A 1,516-nucleotide genomic window follows, 5' to 3' on the forward strand; every position below is an offset into this window, starting at 1 on the left:
GCGCGCAACGCAGCGTCTGCATCATAGCACCCGACAACCACGCCTCCTTACGAGTCGCGCAGAAGCTCGGCTACAAGAGTTTCGGGCAGGTCGAGTATCAAGGCGGCCCGGTGACGATGCTCGAACGCATTCCGGATTGACGGCGCGCCTACGGGGGAGGTCAGGCATGGATCAGGACAAGCTCAGGCAGCTGCGGCAGCGCTATGCTGGAGCCGGCGGCGGCGACATTCGCGATCCCCATTTCGCCCGGGTCGCAACTGCCCAGTTCACCGGCGACCGGCGCAAATGGCCCTTCGCCGATGTCGCGACCTTCGTCGGCGCGCCTTATCGGCCGGATGCCCTGGCCAAGCCGGATCTCGGCGGGCTCGATGTCGCGATCATCGGCGTGCCGATGGACCTGGGCGTCACCAACCGGGCGGGCGCCCGGCTGGGGCCGCGCGCGGTGCGTGCCGTCGAACGCATGGGGCCGATGGACCATGCGCTCGGCACCGCGCCCTTCACCATGATCAAGGCCGCCGATATCGGCGACGTGCCGTTCCGCTCGCGCTATTCGCTCGAAAGCTGCCACGAAGATATCGAGGCGACCTTTCGCGGCATCGTCGAGGCTGGTGTCTCGCCGCTCGCAGTCGGCGGCGACCACTCGATCACCTATTCGATCCTGAAGGCGGTCGGTGCGAAGCGGCCGGTCGGGATGGTGCATATCGACGCGCATTGCGACACGTCCGGCCCCTATGAAGGGTCGAAATTCCATCATGGCGGGCCATTCCGCCAGGCGGTGCTCGACGGCGTGCTCGATCCCGAGCGCGTCATCCAGATCGGCATCCGGGGCGGCGCCGAATATCTCTGGGAGTTTTCCTATGATTCCGGGATGACGGTGATCCACGCCAACGAAGTGGACGAGCTCGGCCTCGAAGCGGTGATCGCCAAGGCGCTCGGCGTGATCGGGGAGGGGCCGACCTATGTCTCCTTCGATGTCGATTCGCTCGATCCCGGTTTTGCTCCCGGGACGGGGACGCCGGAAGTCGGCGGCTTGACGCCGCGCGAGGCGCTGGCGATTTTGCGCGCGCTCAAAGGGCGCGACATCGTGGCGGCTGACGTCGTCGAGGTGGCGCCACAATACGATGCGACCAGTAACACCGCACAATGCGCGGCGCAGGTGCTCTTCACCGAGCTCTGCCTCCTTGCAGAGGCTCGCGTCGCAGGAAAAGGAAGACCATGACCCGCTTCGGTTCGATCATGCGGCTCGCCGCTTTGGGCGGGCTTTGCCTGTTGGGTTTCGCGGCGCGCGCCGAGGTGCCGGAGAACGGGGCCGCCTATGCGGACGCCGCCGTCGCTTCGGTCGAGAGCGCGGCGCGGGCCACGCCCGGCAAGCAGACGCTGCCGCGACTCAGCGATCCTGTCGACAGCAGGATTCTGACGGATATCTGGAACGAGGCCGCGATTCTCGGCAAGGGGCCTTATCGCGCTGCGGACATTCCGGCGCTGATCAATATCGTTCAGAAGCAGGTGCGCATCG

General features: G+C 66.3%; 1 protein-coding gene and 1 pseudogene. Both read left to right on the forward strand.

Translation table 11 applies throughout. The features are described from left to right. Window positions 1-166 precede the first annotated feature (166 nt). The gene (speB, locus tag ACIPIA_RS16070) at window positions 167-1,219 is read left to right on the forward strand and encodes an agmatinase (RefSeq protein ID WP_400510976.1); all 1,053 of its coding nucleotides are present in this window, start codon (window positions 167-169) and stop codon (window positions 1,217-1,219) included. Between the two features lie 17 nt (window positions 1,220-1,236). Beyond that, window positions 1,237-1,516: pseudogene (locus ACIPIA_RS16075) on the forward strand (hypothetical protein); the annotation flags it as partial.

Origin of the sequence: Allobosea sp. CER48, assembly GCF_044752385.1 — a bacterium.
In the GTDB taxonomy this organism is placed as follows: Bacteria; Pseudomonadota; Alphaproteobacteria; order Rhizobiales; family Beijerinckiaceae; genus Allobosea.

Coding starts and splice junctions, on each gene's coding strand:
- speB (WP_400510976.1), top strand. CDS start 167: ATGGATCAGGACAAGCTCAGGCAGCTGCGGCAGCGCTATGCTGGAGCC.